This window comes from Bradyrhizobium australafricanum (genome assembly GCF_020329495.1).
In the GTDB taxonomy this organism is placed as follows: Bacteria; Pseudomonadota; Alphaproteobacteria; order Rhizobiales; family Xanthobacteraceae; genus Bradyrhizobium; species Bradyrhizobium australafricanum.
Genome location: NZ_JAGKJL010000025.1, coordinates 1 through 20,664 on the forward strand (window position 1 = coordinate 1; position 20,664 = coordinate 20,664).

At 65.2% G+C, this 20,664-nt stretch carries 18 protein-coding genes; 6 read left to right on the forward strand and 12 right to left on the reverse strand.

Annotation, left to right across the window (positions count from 1 at the left end):
* The 3 genes from J6525_RS22330 to J6525_RS22340 form a co-directional block, all read right to left on the reverse strand.
* Positions 1-211: transposase (locus J6525_RS22330; RefSeq protein WP_225642946.1), on the reverse strand; the 211-nt coding region annotated here is incomplete at its 3' end.
* 222 nt (positions 212-433) lie between these two features.
* Entirely contained in the window at positions 434-865 is a 432-nt protein-coding gene (locus J6525_RS22335) for a hypothetical protein (RefSeq protein ID WP_225646303.1), read from the reverse strand.
* Positions 866-991: 126 nt separating this feature from the next.
* A complete protein-coding gene (locus J6525_RS22340) occupies positions 992-4,465 on the reverse strand; it encodes an indolepyruvate ferredoxin oxidoreductase family protein (protein ID WP_225646304.1) in 3,474 nt (1,157 codons plus the stop codon).
* A 216-nt stretch (positions 4,466-4,681) separates the two neighbouring features.
* Here J6525_RS22340 and J6525_RS22345 point away from each other — a divergent pair, with 216 nt between their 5' ends.
* The 4 genes from J6525_RS22345 (at position 4,682) to J6525_RS22360 (ending at position 7,470) form a co-directional block, all read left to right on the forward strand.
* On the forward strand, positions 4,682-5,632 hold the full coding sequence (locus J6525_RS22345; protein WP_225646305.1) for a hotdog family protein: 951 nt from the start codon (positions 4,682-4,684) through the stop codon (positions 5,630-5,632).
* A gap of 47 nt (positions 5,633-5,679) precedes the next feature.
* On the forward strand, positions 5,680-6,234 hold the full coding sequence (locus J6525_RS22350) for a carboxymuconolactone decarboxylase family protein (RefSeq protein WP_225646306.1): 555 nt from the start codon (positions 5,680-5,682) through the stop codon (positions 6,232-6,234).
* Position 6,235: 1 nt separating this feature from the next.
* Positions 6,236-7,036, forward strand: coding sequence for an SDR family NAD(P)-dependent oxidoreductase (locus J6525_RS22355; protein ID WP_225646307.1), 801 nt, complete (start codon positions 6,236-6,238; stop codon positions 7,034-7,036).
* 215 nt (positions 7,037-7,251) lie between these two features.
* The gene (locus J6525_RS22360; RefSeq protein WP_225646308.1) at positions 7,252-7,470 is read left to right on the forward strand and encodes a hypothetical protein; all 219 of its coding nucleotides are present in this window, start codon (positions 7,252-7,254) and stop codon (positions 7,468-7,470) included.
* 135 nt (positions 7,471-7,605) lie between these two features.
* Here the strand turns inward: J6525_RS22360 and J6525_RS22365 are convergent, their stop codons facing one another.
* Complete coding sequence (locus tag J6525_RS22365) at positions 7,606-10,788, reverse strand: efflux RND transporter permease subunit (protein WP_225646309.1); 3,183 nt, start codon at positions 10,786-10,788, stop codon at positions 7,606-7,608.
* Between the two features lie 23 nt (positions 10,789-10,811).
* On the reverse strand, positions 10,812-12,056 hold the full coding sequence (locus tag J6525_RS22370) for an efflux RND transporter periplasmic adaptor subunit (RefSeq protein WP_225646310.1): 1,245 nt from the start codon (positions 12,054-12,056) through the stop codon (positions 10,812-10,814).
* A 204-nt stretch (positions 12,057-12,260) separates the two neighbouring features.
* On the opposite strand from J6525_RS22370, the gene J6525_RS22375 reads away from it, so the two are divergent.
* Positions 12,261-12,860, forward strand: coding sequence for a TetR/AcrR family transcriptional regulator (locus tag J6525_RS22375; protein ID WP_225646311.1), 600 nt, complete (start codon positions 12,261-12,263; stop codon positions 12,858-12,860).
* 69 nt (positions 12,861-12,929) lie between these two features.
* Positions 12,930-14,654: a SulP family inorganic anion transporter gene (locus J6525_RS22380; protein WP_225646312.1), complete on the forward strand. Its 1,725-nt coding sequence runs from the start codon at positions 12,930-12,932 to the stop codon at positions 14,652-14,654.
* Positions 14,655-14,789: 135 nt separating this feature from the next.
* On the opposite strand, the gene J6525_RS22385 is transcribed toward J6525_RS22380, so the two are convergent.
* The 7 genes from J6525_RS22385 to J6525_RS22415 are packed head-to-tail and all read right to left on the reverse strand — an operon-like array spanning position 14,790 to position 20,663.
* Complete coding sequence (locus J6525_RS22385; protein WP_225646313.1) at positions 14,790-15,401, reverse strand: pyridoxamine 5'-phosphate oxidase family protein; 612 nt, start codon at positions 15,399-15,401, stop codon at positions 14,790-14,792.
* A 22-nt stretch (positions 15,402-15,423) separates the two neighbouring features.
* Complete coding sequence (gene phnN, locus J6525_RS22390) at positions 15,424-16,017, reverse strand: phosphonate metabolism protein/1,5-bisphosphokinase (PRPP-forming) PhnN (protein WP_225646314.1); 594 nt, start codon at positions 16,015-16,017, stop codon at positions 15,424-15,426.
* Positions 16,014-17,168, reverse strand: a complete 1,155-nt coding sequence (locus J6525_RS22395) for an alpha-D-ribose 1-methylphosphonate 5-triphosphate diphosphatase (protein WP_225646315.1) — start codon at positions 17,166-17,168, stop codon at positions 16,014-16,016. Before J6525_RS22395 ends, phnN begins: the two co-directional genes overlap by 4 nt.
* 13 nt (positions 17,169-17,181) lie before the next feature.
* Positions 17,182-17,880, reverse strand: a complete 699-nt coding sequence (gene phnL, locus J6525_RS22400) for a phosphonate C-P lyase system protein PhnL (RefSeq protein WP_225646316.1) — start codon at positions 17,878-17,880, stop codon at positions 17,182-17,184.
* Positions 17,881-17,888: 8 nt separating this feature from the next.
* A complete protein-coding gene (gene phnK / locus J6525_RS22405) occupies positions 17,889-18,686 on the reverse strand; it encodes a phosphonate C-P lyase system protein PhnK (RefSeq protein WP_225646317.1) in 798 nt (265 codons plus the stop codon).
* Positions 18,679-19,563, reverse strand: coding sequence for an alpha-D-ribose 1-methylphosphonate 5-phosphate C-P-lyase PhnJ (locus J6525_RS22410; RefSeq protein WP_016846424.1), 885 nt, complete (start codon positions 19,561-19,563; stop codon positions 18,679-18,681). Before J6525_RS22410 ends, phnK begins: the two co-directional genes overlap by 8 nt.
* Complete coding sequence (locus tag J6525_RS22415) at positions 19,560-20,663, reverse strand: carbon-phosphorus lyase complex subunit (RefSeq protein WP_225646318.1); 1,104 nt, start codon at positions 20,661-20,663, stop codon at positions 19,560-19,562. The genes J6525_RS22410 and J6525_RS22415 overlap by 4 nt, the downstream gene beginning before the upstream one ends.
* Position 20,664: the final 1 nt, after the last annotated feature.

The window sequence follows — 20,664 nt, forward strand, 5'->3', positions numbered from 1 at the left end:
CCTGCGGCAACGCCCGCCACTGGCAGCCGGTCGAAACGATATAGAGGATCGCTTCGATCACACGACGCAGCTCCGTCTTACGCGGCCGGCCGCGCCGGTTCGCTCGCGGCAACAGGCGTCTGATCAGCGCCCACTCCGCATCGGTCATATCGCTTGCATAACGCAGATCGTCCCGCCGATATTGCTCCCGAGTGATCTTGGTCCAGGGCATCGTGCTCTCCCTCGAATCTTTGCAAATCCGATGGAATCACACCCCACTGAGATCACTTACCCATTTTTCAGTCAGGCTCTGAGGAGCGCGGAACGCGCGTCTCGAAGGATGAACGGCCCGTCCGTGGCCGATCCATCCTTCGAGGCTCGCTTCGCTCGCACCTCAGGATGACGGGTCAAGGATTGACGCACTTCGAGAAAGCAGAGGCGTGAGAGCGCTGCCTCACCGATGCCAGTTGCAGATGCCGCCGGTGCGGCACGGCCAGGTCTGAATCCGTGTGTCGCGGGCCTCCGCATCGAGCGGGTTCGAGTGGCGGCGCGCGAGCTTGGCACGGGCGGGCACGCGCGCTTCCGCGCGCTTCTTCTCGTGCGGTGCGGTTACCCTGGTGGTCCGCACGGCTTTCTTCGGCGCGACTTTCGGCTCCTCGACCTGCGGCTCGACATTCGCATGCTGATCGGGGCCATGGTCGGTCTTCGCCTCGACCGGAACGGGCTCGAACTGCGCCGGCGGGCCAAGCGGCTTCGGCGACAACACTGCGCGTGGAAGATCGAGGCTGAAGAACTCGCTGGGGCGATACTCGTCAGCCAACGCCACGCCGCCCCAAGCCAGGCACGCGGTACAAACGGTTGCAACAAAAGCGTTTTTCAGGACCATCAAACGGCCTCCTGAAATCACTCGAACAGACAGCCATCATGTAGGGGCTCGGCCGTGCGAATCCAGCCACCGCTTGCAGGCAGGGTCACCGGTCAAACAGGGCGGCCGTGGAAAGTTCCCCGGCCCCTACTCCGCCGCCTGCGCCAGCGGCTGGCTGATCGCGCGCTCCAGCCGCGCGCATTCGGTGCGGTAGCGGGCGACGTTGCCCTCCTTGATGTGGCCATAACCACGCACGAGCTCCGCAGCCTTCGCCAGCGCCACGAGGCGCGGCAAGTCGAGCGGCTTCTTGCCGTCGAGGTGACGCAGGATCATCGCCGAATACTCGACCGGCAATGCGCGCTCCATCTTGCGCTCGGCGGTATAGCCGAAGATGTCGAAGGCGGTGCCGCGCAGGCCCTTCAGCTTTGCGAGCATGCCGAACGCCGTGAAGATCCACGGACCAAATTCACGCTTCTGCAGCCGCCCGGTGACGGGATCGCGCTGGGCCAGCAGCGGCGGCGCCAGCAAGACCTTCAAGCCGGAATTGCTTTGGAACTGCTCCCTCAAGGCCTTGCTGAATTCGCCGTCGGAATAGAGCCGCGCGACCTCGTATTCGTCCTTGTAGGCCATCAGCTTGAACAGGCCCTTTGCGAAGGCTTCGGTCAGGTCCTGCGAGCCAGGCGCGGCGGCCGCCTCGGCGGTGCGGACGCGCGCGACGTCGTCGAGATAGCGCTTGGCGTAGGCCGCATCCTGATAGTCGGTGAGGAATTTGGCGCGGAACGCGATCGCCTCGTCCAGCGTCTTCTTTGCCGGCGCGGCGCCGGCGCTCTTGAAGCGTGCGGCGCTGACCACGCGTTGCAGATCATGCGCGGCGAGCCGGCCCCATGAGAACGCGGTCTTGTTCATCTCGATCGCAGCGCCGTTGAGCTCGATCGCCTTCAGGATCGCTTCCAGCGACAGCGGGATCGCGCCGCGCTGGAAGGCAAAGCCGAGCATGAAGGCGTTGGTGGCGATGCTGTCGCCCATCAGCGCCGTGGCAAGCCCGGTGGCATCGAGGATGTCGAGATCGCCAGGCGTCACCGCGCCGTTCAACGCATCGCGCATTGAGCTGGCTTCAAAGTCGATATCGGGATCGATCACGAAGCTCGCGGTCGGCAGGAGATCGGCGTTGACGACGGCGCGCGTGACGCCGCGCTCGGCGCGGCTCAGGGCCGGCACGCTGGTGGCGACGACGAGGTCGCAGCCAAGGATCAGGTTGGCGTTGCCCGGCGCGATGCGCACCGTGGTCAGCATGTCGGAGGCGGGTGCGAGCCGGACGTGGCTCATGACCGCGCCGTTCTTCTGCGACAGGCCGGTGAAGTCGAGCGTCGAACAGGCGAGCCCCTCGACATGCGCTGCCATGCCGAGCAGCGCGCCGATGGTGATCACACCGGTACCGCCGATGCCGGTGATCAGGATGTTGTAGGGATTGCTCAACGCGGCCACAGGCGGCGTCGGCAGATCGGCGAACAACGCCTTGGGATCGGCGGCGGTTCGGTCCGCCTTGCGCAGCTTGGGATCCTGCACCATCACGAAGCTCGGGCAAAAGCCCTCGATGCAGGAGAAATCCTTGTTGCAGTTCGACTGGTCGATGCGGCGCTTGCGGCCGAGCTCGGTCTCCAGCGGCTGCACCGAGACGCAGTTCGACGCCACCGAGCAGTCGCCGCACCCCTCGCAGACGCGCTCGTTGATGAAGACGCGCTTGGCCGGATCGGGGAACAGCCCGCGCTTGCGGCGACGGCGCTTCTCGGCGGCGCAGGTCTGGTCGTAGATCAGGACGGTGAGGCCCTCGATCTCGCGCAGGGTGCGCTGCAAGGCATCGAGCTCGCGGCGATGATGGATGGTAGCGCCGGGCGGGAAATAATTGGCGGGATATTTGTCGGGATCGTCGGAGACGATCGCGAGCCGCTTGGTGCCCTCCGCCCAGACCTGGTGTGCGATCTGCGACACCGTAAAGCCGCCCTCGGCCGGCTGGCCGCCGGTCATCGCAACCGCGTCGTTGTAGAGGATCTTGTAGGTGATGTTGACGCCGGCCGCGGCCGCCGCACGCAGCGCCAGCAAGCCGGAATGGGTGTAGGTGCCGTCGCCGAGATTCTGGAACACGTGCTGTTCGCTGGTGAACGGCGCCTGCCCGATCCAGCTCACGCCCTCCGCGCCCATATGCGAGATGGTCTGGGTGTTGCGGTTCGGCACCGACAGCGCCATGCCGTGACACCCGATGCCGGCCATCGCGCGGCTGCCCTCGGGGATCTTGGTCGACGAGTTGTGTGGGCAGCCCGAGCAGAAATACGGCGTGCGCTGCAGCTTCGCGGTGCCCGTGCCCTCGGCGGGGCGATCGAACGCCTCGAGTTTTGCCAAACGCTGCTCCAGCAGCGGGCTGCGGTGACCGAGCCGGCGCAGCCGCGCCACCACGGCGGCGGCGACCATGGTCGGCGTCAGCTCGCCCTCGCTCGGCAGCAAGGGAGCGCCGCTCTCGTCGCGCTTGCCGACCACCGAGGGACGCTTGGAGGCGTCCATGTTGTAGAGGATGCGGACCAGCTGGTCCTCGATGAAGCCGCGCTTCTCCTCGACGACCAGCACATCCTGCAGGCCCTCGGCGAAGGCGCGCGCGCCGCGCGCTTCGAGCGGCCAGGTCAGCGCCACCTTGTAGATGCGCAGCCCGAGCGCCTGCGCATCGGCATCGGTGATGCCGAGATCGGCGAGCGCCTGGCGCAGATCGAGATAGGCCTTGCCGGTCGCCATGATGCCGAGCCGTGCGGGCTTCGAATCCAGCACGATGCGGTCGAAGCGGTTGACGCGGGCGAAGGCCGCGACCGCCTCCATCTTGGGCCCATGCAGCCTGCGCTCGGCCTCGAGCGGCGGATCCGGCCAGCGGATCGAGAGCCCGCCCAGTGGCATCTCGAAATCGTCGGGCATGATGATCTTGATGCGATCGGGATCGCTGACGATCGAGGCCGAGCTCTCCACGGTCTCGGAGATCGCCTTGAAGCCGACCCAGCAGCCGGAATAGCGCGACAGCGCGAAGCCGAGGATGCCGAGGTCGAGATAGTCCTGCAGCGTCGCCGGATTGACCACCGGCATCAGCGCCGAGGCAAACACCTGCTCGCTCTGATGCGCCAGGGTGGAGGACTGGCAGCCATGGTCGTCGCCGGCCAGCGCGATCACGCCGCCGTTCGGCGAGGTGCCGGCGGAATTGGCGTGCTTGAGCGCGTCGAGCGAACGATCGACGCCGGGGCCCTTGCCGTACCAGATGCCGAACACGCCATCGACCTTGGCGCCGGGGAACATGCCGACCTGCTGGCTGCCCCACACCGCGGTCGCCGCCAGATCCTCGTTGAGGCCGGGGACGAAGGCGATGTCATGTTCCCTGAGGAAGGATTTCGCCCGCCAGAGCGCGTGGTCGTACATGCCGAGCGGCGAGCCGCGGTAACCGGAGATGAAACCGGCGGTGTTCAGCCCGTGCGCGCGGTCGCGTTCGCGCTGCAACATGGGCAATCGGACCAGCGCCTGGGTACCGGAGAGGAAGATTCGTTTCGTATCCAACCGGTACTTGTCGTCCAGTCCAACTTCCATCAACGCCATCAGTTTCCCCGTCAGTCAGCCACGCCGGTCCGAACCGGTCTGATTATCTTCCGAAATGATCATGCATCAGCATGCACTGATTTTGTTATGCATGAACAGCCCCGTTCCATGGCCGCAGCACATATCTCATGTTGCGCATGCGAGGCCTTGTTGCCGCTGCAAGGCTTGCCGAACCCCGGCATCTTTGAAACGGTGGCGCGCAAAGGGAGGCCAAGGATGATTACAGTCGAATCCGCGTTCACGACGGAAATCGTGGAGAACGGCGATCTGCTGGTGGGTCCCTGGCGCAGCCCGAAGCAGATGCTGCAGGCCCAGACCTACGATTCCCACGCCTCGATTCACGACGATGCAACCGCGCAGAAGCTCGGCTTCCGCGGCGGCACGATCGAGGGACCGACCCATTTCAGCCAGTTCGCGCCGCTGTGCGAGCGGATCTGGGGCCGCGCCTGGTTCATCACCGGCTGCCTCTCGGCGCATTACCGCAACCCGGTGTTCGAAGGCGAAGAGGTGCAGGCCCAGATCGAGAAGCCGAAGCCGGGCCAGACCGTTTGCACGATCGGGATGATCAAGCGTGACGGCACCGAGATCCTGCGCGGCACCGCCTCGATCGACGGCGACGGCAACGAGACGGCGCTCAGCCACCGCCTCGGCGAATTGAAGCCGCTGACCGATCCCGTCATCCTTGCCGACATCAAGGTCGGTATGAAGACGCCGCGGCAGGCGATCAAGATGGATTTCGACCAGAACATGGGCGATCTCTATCCGTTTTCGCTGGCCGACAAGCTCAGGGTGATCACCGAGCCCTCGGACTATTATTCGCTGGAGCACAATCCCTGGGGCCGCGCCATCATCCCGATGGAGATGCTGAGCGTGCTGTTCCAGTACCGCGCGCGCGAGGACCGGCTGCCGGTCCGCGGCCCCGCGGTCGGGCTGTTCGCCGACCAGGAGATCCGTCTTTTGCGCGGGCCGCTCTTCCCCGGCGAGACCTATTGGGTCGAGCGCGAGGTCGTGGCGCTTTCCGGCAGCAAGCGCACCGAGAGCATGTGGGTGCGCTCGACCGTGTTCGATACCGACAGCGCCGTGGTCGCAACGATGCTGCTCAACGGCGCCAGCATGAAGGATTCCTACGCCAACTACGACAGCGAGCACAAAGCCCTCTACGGCTGAAACAACAGCCGCCCCTTCCGCAAGCCGCCGAAAAAAGGACAACAACAATGGCCCGCCTGCCCTATCTCGAAGCCGATCAGGTCGCCCCCGAATATCGCGACATGCTCAAGCGCAATACCAATCTGCACAAGCTGCTGGTGAACTCGCCGGACATGGCGCGCGCTTTCAACGGCGTCGGCGGCTATATCCGCTTCAAGAGCAAGCTCGATCCCAGGTTGCGCGAACTCGCGATCCTGCAGGTCGGCTGGCTCGAGCAGTCGGAATACGAATTCACCCATCATGTGAAGATCGGCAAGGAGTTCGGCATCACCGACGAGGATATCCAGAGCCTGATCGCGGAGACCAAAGGCCAGCCGTCGAAGCTCGAGCCGCTGGTAAAGGCGATCCTGAAGGGCGCCCGCGAGATGGTGCGCGAGCTCGCGATGTCGGAGGCAACCTTCGCCGAGATCAAGCAACATCTGTCCGACGAGCACATGACCGACCTCGTGCTGACGATCGCATTCTACTGCGCCGTGGTGCGGGTGCTCGCCACCATGCAGATCGACAACGAACCTTACTACAAGGAGGTACTGCAGCAGTACCCGCTACAGGGAGTGAAGTGAGATGCGCCTGCAAGATCGCGTCGCCATCGTCGTGGGTGCCGGCCAAAGCCCCGGCGAGGGCATCGGCAACGGCCGCGCCACCGCGCTGACCTTCGCGCGCGAAGGCGCCAGGGTGCTGTGCGTCGATCACAATCTGGCATCGGCGCAGGAGACCGTCGACCTGATCGCGGCCAAGGGCGGGACCTCAGTCGCCTTCAAGGCCGACGTCACCAAAAATGCCGACATCAAGGCGATGGTGGCTGACGCATATGGCCGCTGGGGCAGCGTCGATATCCTGCACAACAATGTCGGCGTCAGCCTCTCCGGCGGCGACGCCGAACTGCTGGACATATCAGAGGAGGCGTTCGATCGCTGCGTGGCGATCAATCTGAAGAGCTGCATCCTCGCCGCCAAGCATGTGATCCCGATCATGCGCACGCAGCAGCGCGGCTCGATCATCAACATCTCGTCGATGGCCGCGATCACGACCTATCCTTACGTCGCCTACAAGGCGACCAAGTCGGCGATGATCGCCTTCACCGAGCAGCTCGCCTACCAGAATGCGCAATATGGCATTCGCGCAAACGTGATCCTGCCGGGATTGATGAACACGCCTATGGCAGTGGACACGCGCGCTCGCGAATTCAAGAAGAGCCGCGCCGAGGTCGAGGCCGAGCGTAACAGCAAGGTGCCGCTGCGTCACAAGATGGGCACCGGCTGGGACGTCGCCAATGCCGCGCTGTTTCTCGCCTCCGATGAAGCAAACTTCGTGACCGGCGTCACGTTGCCGGTCGATGGCGGCGCAAGTGTGCGGCGCGGTTAATCGAGACAATTAACCTGTGTGACATTTGGGATTAATCACTGTGACGAAATCACGCGTTGTTGCGCCGCAATGATTCGAAAAAATTGAAGTATTCCAATGACACGGCGATGTGACGACGCGTCCACATAAATCGAAATCCTGACTCGTTGTGGTCGCACGAAATTCATCTGCGCTCTGTATCTCGCACGCCAAGAACTTCTGGAGTGCCTGGACCGATGAGCGAAGAATTCGAACTCAGACCCGATCAGTGGGATGCGCTGAAAGCGTTGCGGGCTCCCACAGCAAACCCTTCACGGCTGAACAGGTTCGCCGTCGAAAGCCTGATCACGCTCGGCTATGTCGCCGTGCGCGGCGATTCGTTTGAACTGACGCCCGCGGGCCGCAAGGTGCTGGTCCGCGGTTCGTCACAATTGCTGCTCGATATCGCAGCCTGATTCCGTTCGAAGCTGACACGAACGAGAGCTTCAGTTTTGATTGAATCAAAGCTGAAGCTCTCGTTTTTTTCTTGCCGCGTTTTCTTCACGCGAACCGGTATCCACTTCGCTCGAAAACGCTCTGCACACGCGGCATCATGCCGCGTGTGCTTTTCCGGGGATGGTCGTCTCGCCGTGCTGCGTCAGCGGCTTCATCCCGGTGAGGCTGCGCAGCAGCACGTAGAACACCGGCGTCAGGAACAGGCCGAACACCGTGACGCCGATCATGCCGGAGAACACCGCGACGCCCATCGCGCGCCGCATCTCCGAGCCCGCGCCGGTCGACAGCACCAGCGGCAGCACGCCCATGATGAACGCCATCGAGGTCATCAGGATCGGCCGCAACCTTAAGCGACTCGCCTCGATCGCGGCACGGATCGGTGACCGCCCGGCGAATTCGAGCTCGCGCGCGAATTCGACGATCAGGATGGCGTTCTTGGCCGACAATCCGACCAGCACGATCAGGCCGATCTGGGTGAAGACGTTGTTGTCGCCCTTCGACAGCCAGACCCCGAACATCGCGGCCAATAGCCCCATCGGCACGATCATGATGATCGAGAGCGGCAGCGCCAGGCTCTCATAGAGCGCGGCCAGCACCAGGAACACCAAGAGGATCGCCAGCGGAAACACCCAGATTCCGGAATTGCCGGCGATGAACTCCTGATAGGTCAGGTCGGTCCATTCGAAAGCGAATCCGGGCGGCAGCGTTTCGGCCGCGATCCGCGTCGCCGCCTCCTGGGCCTGGCCGGAGGAATAGCCCGGCGCGGCAGCCGCGTTGATGTCCGACGACAGGAAGCCGTTGTAGCGGATCGCGCGTTCCGGACCCGCGCTCTGGCGGACCTTCAGCAAGGCCGACAGCGGCACCATATCGCCCGACGACGAGCGCACCTTCAACTGCCTGATGTCGTCGGCACGCGCGCGGAACGGCGCATCGGCCTGCACATAGACCGAATAGGTGCGGCCGAATTTGTTGAAGTCGTTGACGTAGTAGGAGCCGAGATAGATCTGCAGCGTGTTGAAGACTTCCGTCACGGGCACGCCCAGTTGGAGTGCCTTGGTGCGGTCGATATCGGCGAACAGCTGCGGCACGTTGACCTGGAAGCTCGAGAACACGCCGGCGATTTCCGGCGCCTTCTGCATCGCCGCCATGAACGCCTTGGTCGCGTCGTTCAGCGCTTCATAGCCGAGGCCGGCGCGGTCCTCGATCTGCAGCTTGAAGCCGCCGATGGTGCCGAGGCCGTTGACCGGCGGCGGCGGGAACATGGCGATGAAGGCGTCCTGGATGCCGGCATATTTCTTGTTCAGCGCGGCCGCGATCGCCGGACCGCTGAGCGAGGGATCCTTGCGCTCGTCGAACGGCTTCAAGGTCGAGAACACGATGCCGGCGTTGGAGGAGTTGGTGAAGCCGGAGATCGACAGGCCGGGGAACGCCACCGAGCTTTCGACGCCGGGCTGGGTCAGCGCGATGTCGCTCATCTTGCGGATCACTTCCTCGGTGCGGTCGAGCGTCGCGCCATCGGGCAGCCGGGCAAAGCCGACCAGATACTGCTTGTCCTGGCCCGGCACGAAGCCGCTCGGCACCTGCTTGAACAGCACGCCGGTCAGGCCGATCAGCAGCACATAGAGGCCGATCACCACGGCCTTGCCGTAGATCACCTTGGTGACGGTGCGGCCGTAGTTCTCGGAGGACTTTGTGAAGACCTTGTTGAAGCCGCGGAAGAACCAGCCGAGCGACCTTTCCATGATCCGGGTCAGCCAGTCCTTGGGCTCATGATGCCCCTTGAGCAGCAGCGCCGAGAGCGCCGGCGACAACGTCAGCGAATTGATCGCCGAGATTACGGTCGAGATCGCAATCGTCAGCGCGAACTGCTTGTAGAACTGTCCGGTGAGACCGGAGATGAAGGCCAGCGGCACGAACACCGCGATCAGGACCAGCGCAATCGCGATGATCGGGCCGGACACTTCGCGCATCGCCTGGTTGGTGGCGTCGCGTGGCGACAGGCCGGACTCGATGTTGCGCTCGACGTTCTCGACCACGACGATGGCGTCGTCGACCACGATGCCGATCGCGAGCACCAGGCCGAACAGGCTGAGCGCGTTGATCGAGAAGCCGAACACATGCATCACCGCGAAGGTGCCGACGATCGACACCGGGACTGCGATCAACGGGATGATCGAGGCGCGCCAGGTCTGCAGGAACAGGATCACGACCAGCACGACGAGCGCGACCGCCTCGAGCAGCGTGTGGATGACAGCCTCGATCGACGAACGCACGAATTGGGTCGGATCGTAGACGATCTGGTAGGACACGCCTTCCGGCATGTTCTTCTTGATCTCGGCCATCGTGGCGCGGACATGGTCGGAGATCTCCAGCGCGTTCGACCCCGGCGCCTGGAAGATCGGGATCGCGACCGCCTGCTTGTTGTCGAGCAGCGAGCGCAGGCCGTATTCGGAGGCGCCGAGCTCGACCCGCGCGACGTCGCGCAGCCGCACCACCTCGCCGGCCGACCCCGTCTTCACCACGATGTCGCCGAACTGCTCCTCGGTCGACAGCCGTCCCTCGGCGTTGACGGAGAGCTGGAGGTCGATGCCCTTGACGCTGGGCGAGGAGCCGACCACGCCGGCGGCAGCCTCGACGTTCTGGGCCTGGATCGCGCGTACGACGTCGCTCGCGGTCAGCGAATGCTCGGCGGCCTTCTGCGGATCGACCCAGACCCGCATTGAATAGTCGCCGGCGCCATAGAGCTGGACGTCGCCGACGCCGTCGATCCGCGCCAGCCGGTCCTTGACGTTGAGCACCGCGTAGTTGCGCAGATACGTCATGTCATAGCGGTTGTTCGGGGACAGCAGATGCACGACCATGGTGAGGTCGGGCGAGCTCTTTTTGGTGATGATGCCGAGCTGGCGCACCACGGCCGGCAGGCGCGGCTCGGCCTGCTGCACGCGGTTCTGCACCAGTTGGGTCGCCTTGTCGGGGTCGGTGCCGAGCCGGAACGTCACCGTCAGCGTCATCGCGCCGTCGGTGGTCGCCTGGCTCGACATGTAGAGCATGCCTTCGACGCCGTTGATCTGCTCCTCGATCGGGGTCGCGACCGTCTCGGCGATCACCTTCGGATTGGCGCCGGGATAGGTTGCGCGCACCACGACTGAGGGCGGCACCACGTCGGGATATTCCGAGATCGGCATCGCCAGCAGCGAGATCAGGCCGGCCAGGAAGATCAGGATCGAAAGCACACCGGCGAAGATCGGCCGGTCGATAAAGAATTTTGAGAGATTCATGGCTCCGCCCCCGCGCGCAGCGCCTAGCGCTGCACGACGTGCTGGTTGGTTTCAGTGGATGCCTGCTGCATGCCGCGCGCGCCCATCTCGGCGACTTCCATCTTCAGAAGCGCACCCGGACGCACGCGCTGCAGGCCGTTGACGACGATGCGGTCGCCGGATTTCAGGCCGGCGGTGACGATCCGCAGGCCATCGACCGAGCCGCCAAGCGTGATGGAGCGATAGACAGCGCGGCTGTCGTCGCCGACCAGCATGACGAACTTCTTGTCCTGGTCGGTGCCGACGGCGCGCTCGTCGATCAGCACCAGCGTTTGCTGCTTGGGCTGGCCCATGCGCACACGGGCGAATTGCCCCGGGATCAGCCGGCCGTCATCGTTCTTGAACACGGCGCGGACGCGGATGGTGCCGCTCTGCCCGTTGACCTGGTTGTCGATCAGCTGGATGTGCCCCTTGGCGCCGAGGCCGCCCGAGGTCACCATGTCGACCGGGATCTGGTCGAGATCGCCGCGCTTGCCGGAGGCATCCGCGATCGAGTTCAGTGCGCGCAGCACGACTTCCTCGTCGGCATCGAAGCTCGCATAGATCGGATTGACCGAGACCAGCGAGGTCAGGACCGGCGAGGAGGTGCCGGCGGCGACGAGATTGCCGACGGTGACCTCGATCCTGCCGACCCGGCCGTCGACCGGCGCCCGCACCTCGGTGTAGTCGAGATTGAGTTTGGCCGTCTGCAGCGCGGCCTCGGCGGCCTTGACGTTAGCGACTGCCTCGCGGTTGGCGTTGTCGCGCTGGTCGAAATCGCGCTTGGTCACGATGTTGTTGCCAACCAGCTGCGCGCCGCGCTCGACTTCGCTCGTGGTGAACACGACGCGGGCCTTGGCGGCCTCGAGCTGCGCCTGGGCGCGATCGACCTCGGCGGCGTAGGGCGCAGGGTCGATCTTGAACAGGATGTCGCCGGACTTCACCAGCGCGCCCTCGGTGAAGTTGGTCGAAAGGATCGCGCCAGCCACCCGCGGCCGGAGCTGAACCCGGTCGACGGCCTCGAGCCGGCCCGAGAAGTCATCGAACAGCGTGGTCGGCCGCGGCTGGATCACGGCAACGGTGACCGGGACCGCCGGCTCGGGAGCCGCGGCAGTCGCGGTCGCCTGTGCGGCATGAAAATAGTGGCCGGTCGCAATCGAACCGGCCACCGCGAGGGCGCCAAGGATCACGATACCGCCGACGACACGTCGGAAGCGGCCGGAACGGAGATTTTGAATTGACGAGGGCATTCACGCGCTCCAGATATCTGTAGTGTTCGCTACAGATGTGGAGCTGGACGCCGGTTCGCAAGATACTTATGTATCGAGCACTATGAATTTCTTATCTCATTCATGGGGAAATGGGAAGTCGCGGAAAAACATCACGTGCAACAAGAGGATAAGCCCGGGACAATCCGTCATAGAAACGGCACCCGGCTTACGGAGCAACGAAAAATGGGAATGGGACGCCCCCGCGCTTTCGACGCGGACGCCGCTTTGGACCAGGCCATGGACGTGTTCTGGCGCCATGGTTACGAGGGCGCGACGATCGCGCAGCTCACCGAGGCGATGAATATCAATCCGCCCAGCCTCTATGCCGCCTTTGGCAGCAAGGAGGGTCTGCTGAAGGCCGCGCTCGACCGCTACACCGAGAAGCGCGACGCCTGGATGGAAAAGGTTTTGAGCGCGTCCACCGCCCGAGAGGTGGCCGAACGATTTCTGATGGAGCACGCGGACGCCCAGACCGATCCCGCCAACCCGCCCGGCTGCCTGCTGGTGCAGGGCGGCCTTGCCTGCGGCACCGGCTCGGAGAATGTTCCATTTGAACTGGCAGCGCGTCGCACCCGAACCGAGGACCAGTTGCATGAGCGTTTCGTCCGCGCGAAGGCCGAACGCGACCTGGGCGAAAACGCCGATCCCGCCACCCTTGCCCGCTATCTCTCCGCGGTGACATCAGGCATGTGCGTGATGGCTTCCTCGGGCGCCGACCGCAACGCGCTGCGCGAGATTGCAGCGGTGTCGCTGAAGGCGTTTGATGAGCAGGCGAAGGGGTAGAGCGGTTGAAGGGGTAGAGCGGTTCACGTCAAGCGCCTGCGACCCCAACGACGTTGGGAGTGACCGGCGATGAAGCATTGGACCGGCTGGCTGCCAGGTCTCACCACGCTGCGTCGATATCAAGCGGCGTGGCTTCCACACGACATCGTCGCCGGGCTGGTGCTCGCGACCATGCTGGTCCCGGTCGGCATCGCCTATGCGGAAGCGTCCGGCCTGCCCGGCATCTACGGGCTCTATGCGACGATCATCCCGCTGCTCGTCTACGCGCTGTTCGGGCCGAGCCGCATCCTTGTCCTTGGGCCGGACTCGGCGCTTGCGGCCATCATCCTCGGCGTCGTCGTTCCGCTGTCGGCCGGCGATCCGATGCGTGCGGCAACCTTGGCCGCCATGATGGCGGTCGTCTCCGGGACGATATGCATCGTCGCGGGTATCGCGCGGCTGGGATTCCTGACCGAGCTTCTCTCCAAACCGATCCGCTACGGCTACATGAACGGCATTGCCCTGACCGTGCTGATCAGCCAGCTGCCAAAGCTGTTCGGCTTTTCTATTGAAGGCGATGGACCTCTGCGCAGCCTCTGGGCGGTCATCGGAGCAATCGTCGAAGGAAAGACGAATTGGGCTACACTCGGGATCGGCCTTGCGACGCTGGCGGTGATCCTGCTGCTCGCCCGGAACAAGCGGTTGCCCGGCATTCTGATTGCCGTCGTCGCAGCGACGGTCGTCACCGGGGTCCTCGACCTCGGCGCACGCTTCGGCGTGACGGTCCTGGGTTCGCTTCCCCAGGGCCTGCCGGGATTCGCCATTCCCCGGATCGGCTATGGCGACATCGTGCAGGTGCTGATCGGCGGCTGCGCCGTCGCGCTGGTGTCGTTCGCCGATACCAGCGTCCTGTCGCGCGCCTATGCGGGACGATTGGGCGATCGCGTTGATCCCAACCAGGAGATGGTGGGGCTCGGCGCGGCCAATCTGGCGGCCGGCTTCTTTCAGGGTTTTCCGATCAGCAGCAGCGGATCGCGAACGCCCGTTGCGGAAGCTGCCGGGGCGCGCACGCAATTGACCAGCGTCATCGGCGCGCTGGCCATCGCCTTCCTGCTGCTGATAGCGCCCAATTTGCTGCAGCACTTGCCCAACGCAGCATTGGCGGCCGTCGTCATTGCCGCTGCGCTCGGCCTGTTTGAGATCGGCGACCTCAGGCGAATCTACCGCATTCAGCAGTGGGAGTTCTGGCTATCGATGGTCTGCTTCGTCGGCGTGGCCGTGCTGGGGGTGATTCCCGGAATAGGCCTCGCCATCGTGCTCGCCATCGTCGAATTCCTGTGGGACGGCTGGCGGCCGCATTCCGCCGTGCTGGGCCGCGCCTCCGGCGTGAAGGGCTATCACGACATCACGCGATACCCGGATGCGCGCCAGATCCCCGGGCTGGTGCTGTTCCGGTGGGATGCGCCGCTGTTCTTTGCCAATGCCGAGTTCTTCAAGGAACGCGCGCTGGACGCCGTGGCAAAATCCCCGACGGCGGTGCGCTGGCTGGTGGTCACGGCCGAGCCGGTCACCAGCGTGGACGTAACCGCGGGCGATGTTCTCGCCGAGCTCGACGAGGCGTTGCACGCACAGGAGATCGAGCTGTGCTTTGCCGAGCTCAAGGACCCCGTCAAGGACAAGCTGAAGAAATTCGGCCTGCTGGCGCAGCTTGGCGAGGACAATTTCTTCCCGACCATCGGCGTTGCCGTTGCGCGCTACCTCGAGATCAATGCTGACGTGACCTGGGAGGACTGGGAAGACCGGGCTGAAGCCTAAAGCGCGATGGGTTCAATCGTCAGCGCGCCATAGCGCTTCTGTTTGAGCATGATCTCCGCGCAAACGCTTCGCGTTTGTCGCAGGGAAAACCGCTTCGCACTTTTCCGGATCATGCTTGCCAGCCGTCCGGGCGCGTCACCACATCGTCTGTCGCGCGCGCTCCGGCCATTCCCGATCGTATTTTTCGCCGCCGACCGTGTGCTCGCTCATCTCGGCGAGGATCTGGCCCGGCGTCGGCAAAACCTTCGGATCGACCCGCTTGTCCGGATTCCAGAGATCGGAGCGCACGATCGCGCGGGCGCACTGGAAGTAGATTTCATCCACGGTCATCACGATCACCGTGCGCGGCGCCTTGCCTTCCATCATGAAGGAGGCGAGCAGCTCCGGTTCGGCCGTGACATAGGCGCGGCCGTTCACGCGCAGCGTGCTGCCCGAGCCCGGAATCAGGAACAGCAGCCCGACGCGGGGATCGCGGACGATGTTGCGCAGCGAATCGCAGCGATTGTTGCCGCGGCGATCCGGCATCATCAGCGTCTTCGCATCATGGATGCGCACGAAGCCCGGCAGGTCGCCGCGCGGCGAGCAATCGAGCCCTTCGGGGCCTGCGGTCGCAAGCGACACGAACGGCGATTTCTCGATGAGCACACGATAGAGCGGCGTCACGTGATCGGCGACCTTCACGGTCGACGCGTCGTTCGGGAAGCCGTAGATCGCCTCAAGTTGCTCGACCGTTTCGATCACCGACATTCGTGCCGTTCTCCTTTGGTTGCTATTCGTCCCAGCGTTCGCCTTTGATGATGCGGACAAGCTGTCGCGCATGATAGTCGGCGGTGCCGGAATTGACGATGGTGAAATCGGGCGTCGACGTGCTCTCGTCGACGGTGCGGGCCAGCCGCTGCTCGAGAAGACCGTCGCTGCTGCGCGCCCGCATTGCGAGCCGCGCGGCCAGCACATCCGGCGGCGCCGTGACCAGCACCACGACAGCGTTGGCATAGTTGCGGCGCGCCGCCGCGATCACGGTGCGCGAGACGTTCGCGATTACGGTGCGTCCGGCGCCGATATCGTCGTTGATCGACCGCGACAGCGCGTAGCGATGGCCGTGCGCTTCCCAGTGCATGGCGTAGTCGCCGGCGGCTACCGCGCGCTGGAAGCTCTCCGCGCTGACCTCCTCATTGTCCTCCGACGCCGAGGCCTGGCGGGTGATCAGCCGGCGCGGAAACACGACATCGCGATCATCGCCACAGGCCGCTTTGGCGAACCCCAGCAGCGTATCCTTGCCGGCGCCGCTCGGGCCGACCACCAGGATCAGCCGGCCGGGGCCGATTCCGGCGCGCCGGTCGGCGACGACGGATGCAACGGTCATGCGACCCTCCCTCCTTCGCGCCAGACGCTGCGCACGACAGGCAGATCGCGCGCGACATGCACGCGGATCAGGTCAGCGCGCCGGCCGACCGCGATCTCGCCGCGGTCGGTGAGCCCGACCGCTTCGGCCGGCGTCTTGGTCACGGTGCGCACGGCGGAAGCAAGATCGATCGCCGGCACATGCCGCGGCAATTGCAGCGCCGCCATCAGCAGGCTGGACGGGATGTAGTCCGACGACAGGATATCGAGCATGCCCTCATTGGCGAGATCGACGGCCGCAATGTTGCCGGAGTGCGAGCCGCCGCGCACCACGTTCGGCGCGCCCATCAGGATGTCGATGCCGGCGGCGTGCAAGCCGCGCGCAGCTTCCATCGTGGTCGGGAACTCCGCGACCGCGACCTTGTCGCTGACGGCGTCGACCACGTTCTCGTCGGTGGTGTCGTCATGGCTCGCCAGCGGGATCCTGTATTCATGCGCCAGCGCGACGATCGCGCGGGTGTTCGCCACCGCATATTCCTTCTGATAGGCGAAGCGCCGCGCGAACAGCACGTCGAGCTGGGCGTCGGTCATGCCGCCGCCCTTGCCGCGATAGTAATCGCGCAGCTTCACCTCGTCGCGGAACTGGCGCTGGCCCGGCGTGTGGTCCATCAGCGACATCAGCCGCACGTCCGGCCGGTCGATCAGTTCCTTGGCCTCGGCGACCACGTCCGGCATCGGGACCTCGCAGCGCAGATGCAGGAAGTGATCGGCGCGCAGCAGATTCTCCTCGCGCGCCGATGCGATCGCCGCCGCCAACACGCCGGCGCGGCCGTCGACATCCTCGGCGCCGTCCTCGCGCCAGACCCGCAGCGAATCCAGCACCGTGGTGATGCCTGAGGTCGCGAGCTGCCCGTCATAGGAGATCACGGCTGCGACCGGATTCCAGAACACCTTCGGCCGCGGCACATAGTGCATCTCGAGATGGTCGGTGTGCAGCTCGATCAGCCCGGGCATCAGGAGGTCGCCGCCGGCATCCTCGGCGGCCTCGGGCGCCCTGCCCTCGCCGAACTCGGCGATCTTTCCATCAGCAATCGCGACCCAGCCCTGCTCGATCACGCGATCGGCGAGGACCAGCCGGGCGTTGCCGATGATGGTGTCTTGCTTGGCGGTCATTTCAAACGGTCCTTCAGGCAGCAGCGGCGAACGAGGTCACATCGACGATACGGTCGGCGATCAGATGGCGGATTTCGTCGTCATGGACAATGGCGACCATCGCGACGCCCTTGGTTTTCTTCTCCGCGATCAGCTCGACCACCACTGCACGATTCGCCGCATCGAGCGAAGCGGTCGGCTCGTCCAGCAGGAGGATCGGCAGGTCCGAGATGAAGCCGCGCGCGATGTTGACGCGCTGCTGCTCGCCCCCGGAGAAGGTCGAGGGCGGCAAGGTCCACAGTCGCTCCGGAATGTTGAGCCGGCGCAGCAGCTGGCCGGCGCGCGCGCGGGCCTCCTCGCGCGCCACGCCGTTGACGATCAAGGGCTCGGCGACGACGTCGATCGTCGCCACCCGCGGCACGGCGCGCAGGAACTGGCTGACATAGCCGATGGTCGAGCGGCGGATGCTCAGCACCTGGCGCGGCTCGGCGGTGGCGAGGTCGACAACCTTGCCGTGATGGCGGATGCCGATCCGGCCGCTGTCGCAGCGATAGTTGCCGAAGATCATCTTCAGGATGGAGGATTTGCCGGCGCCCGACGGGCCCGACAGCACCACGCACTCACCCGGGTCGGCGTGGAACGAGACGCCGCGCACCACGGGCAGTTCGACGCCGCCCTGCAGATGCATGGTGAAGGTCTTCTCGGCGTTGGCAAGTTCGATCATCGCGGTCATTGGCACGCTCATGGCGGAAGAATCGAGGAAACGAGCAGCTGCGTATAGGGCTCGCGCGGATCGTCGAGCACCTGGTCGGTCAGGCCGGTCTCGATGACGCGCCCGCCCTTCATCACCATCACGCGATGCGAGAGCAACCGCGCCACCGCCAGATCGTGGGTCACGACGATCGCGGCGAGCCCGAGCTCGCTGACGAGGTTGCGCATCAGGTCGAGCAAACGCGCCTGCACCGAGACGTCGAGGCCGCCGGTCGGCTCGTCCATGAACACCAGCCGCGGCTCGGTCACGAGGTTGCGGGCGATCTGCAGCCGCTGCCGCATGCCGCCGGAATAGGTCTTCGGCGCGTCGTCGACGCGGCCGGTATCGATCTCGACCCGCTCCAGCCAGGTCGACGCGGTGTCGCGGATGCGGCCGTAATGATTCCAGCCGACCGCCATCAGCCGCTCGCCGACATTGGCGCCGGCCGAGACGCCCATGCGCAGCCCCTGCGCCGGGTCCTGGTGCACGAAGCCCCAGTCGGTGCGGAACAGGAAGCGCCGCTCGGCCTCGCCGAGTTCAGCGAGATCGCGCAGCACGCCGTCGCGCATCCGGTAGCACACCCGGCCCGCGCTCGGCGCGAGCTGCGCCGAGAGCAGCTGCAGCAGCGTCGACTTGCCCGAGCCGGACTCGCCGACGATCGCCAGCACCTCGCCGGGATAGAGCGCGAACGAGACGTCGCGGCAGGCGGCAAGCCGGCCGTAATTCTTTGCAAGCCCCTCGGCTACCAGCAACGGCTGATCGTTGTCGAGGCTCGAGAGCTCAGACATGCGCCTTCTCCTTGTGCGGCGCCGCGCTCTCGGTGCCGTGATGGCCGGCGGCCTGGCGCTGCTCGCAGAAGTCGGTATCGGAGCAGACGAACATCCGCCCGCCCTTGTCGTCGGTGACGATCTCGTCGAGATAGGAGTTGTCGGCGCCGCACAGCGCGCAGGGCGCGTTGAAGCGGTAGCGCGTGAACGGATGATCCTCGAAATCCAGCGAGACCACCGTGGTGTAGGGCGGGATCGCGTAGATGCGCTTCTCGCGGCCGGCGCCGAACAGCTGCAGCGCCGCGCAATTGTCCATCTTCGGATTGTCGAATTTCGGTGTCGGCGACGGGTCCATCACGTAGCGCGCGTTGACCTTCACCGGATAGGCGTAGGCGGTGGCGATATGGCCGAAGCGCGCGATGTCCTCGTAGAGCTTGACGTGCATCAGCCCGTATTCGGCGAGCGCGTGCATGCGCCGCGTCTCGGTCTCGCGCGGCTCGAGGAAGCGCAGCGGCTCGGGGATCGGCACCTGATAGACCAGCACCTGTCCGGCATGCAGCGACGCCTCGGGAATGCGGTGCCGGGTCTGGATCACGGTCGCGTCCGTGGTCGAGGTCGTGGTCGCGACACCCGCGGTCTTGCCGAAGAACTTGCGGATCGAGATCGCGTTGGTGGTGTCGTCCGAGCCCTGGTCGATCACCTTCAGCACGTCGTCGGGACCGAGGATCGCGGCCGTCACCTGCACGCCCCCGGTGCCCCAGCCATAGGGCATCGGCATCTCGCGGCTCGCAAACGGCACCTGATAGCCGGGGATCGCGATCGCCTTGAGGATCGCGCGGCGGATCATGCGCTTGGTCTGCTCGTCGAGATAGGCGAAATTGTACGTCGGCGCGTTCATTCCGCGGCCTCCTGCATTTCCACCGCTTCGTTGGCTTCCGCGAACTCCTGCCGCAGCTTGCGCAACAGGCCGAGCTCGGACTGGAAGTCGACATAGTGCGGCAGCTTGAGGTGCTCGACGAAGCCGGTCGACTGGACATTGTCGGAGTGCGACATCACGAACTCCTCGTCCTGCGCCGGCGCCGCCGCCTCCTCGCCGAGCTCACGCGCACGCAGCGCGCGATCGACCAGCGCCATCGACATGGTCTTGCGCTCGCTCTGCCCGAAGGCGAGGCCATAGCCGCGGGTGAAGCACGGCGCCTCGGTGGTCGAGCCCTTGAACTGGTTGACCATCTGGCACTCGGTCAATTCGATCGAGCCGAGCGGCACGGCAAAGCCCGCGTCCTCGGCGAAGAACTCGACCTCGACCTCGCCGAAGCGGATCTCGCCGGCGAACGGGTGATTGCGGCCGTAGCCGCGCTGCGTCGAGTAGCCGAGCGCGAGCAGGAAGCCCTCGTCGCCGCGCGCCAGATTCTGCAGCCGCAAATCGCGGTCGACCGGAAAGCTCAGCGGCTCGCGCGTTAGGTCGCCGACCGGCGTGTCGCTATCTGCCTGCGGCGAGGATTCGATCAGGCCATCGCGGCCGAGAATGTCGGTCACCCGCGGCGTGGCTGCCTGCGAGGCGTCCGCGGTTGCCGGCTGCTCCGGCACAAAGCCTTCCGCGAGCTGCGGATCGAGCAGGCGATGGGTGTAGTCGAAGGTCGGCCCCAGGATCTGGCCGCCCGGAACGTCCTTGAAGGTCGAGGAGATCCGCCGCCGCACCTGCATCTCGCCGGTGTTGACCGGCTCGGTGGCGCCAAAGCGCGGCAGCGTGGCGCGGAAGGCACGGACCAGGAAGATCGCCTCGATCATGTCGCCGCGCGCCTGCTTGATCGCGAGCGCCGCGAGCTCGCGGTCGTAGAGCGAACCTTCGGTCATCACGCGGTCGACGCCGAGCGCGAGCTGCTCGGAGATCTGTGCCAGCGTCACCTCGGGTACGTCGCGGTCGCCGCGCCGCTCATGCGCGAGCAGCTGATGGGCGTTCTCGATGGCGCGCTCGCCTCCCTTGACGGCTACATACATC